Source organism: Flammeovirga sp. AWQ4_249, from assembly GCF_056161045.1.
The window spans coordinates 1-201 of record NZ_JBSWYJ010000181.1 but is presented as its reverse complement, the minus strand read 5'-3'; the positions used below and the strand labels follow the sequence as shown (position 1 = coordinate 201).

The following is a 201-nucleotide window of genomic DNA, read 5'->3' as shown; positions in this document are numbered from 1 at the left end:
AAGAAAAACAGTGCGGGGTGGAGCAGTTGGTAGCTCGTCGGGCTCATAACCCGAAGGTCATCAGTTCGAGTCTGGTCCCCGCTACCAAGTAAAGAGGCTGTCTCATAATCAAAAAATTGAGACAGTCTTTTTTTGTATCTTGTGATTATGGCCAAGAAAACTTTCAAACCGTATTCACAGCATCAAACAACTTTATTTCCG

Annotated in this window: 1 tRNA gene; it reads left to right on the top strand. The window is 43.3% G+C overall.

The features are described from left to right. Positions 1-11: 11 nt before the first annotated feature. Positions 12-87 (top strand) — tRNA-Met (locus tag ACXAHM_RS26555). Positions 88-201: the final 114 nt, after the last annotated feature.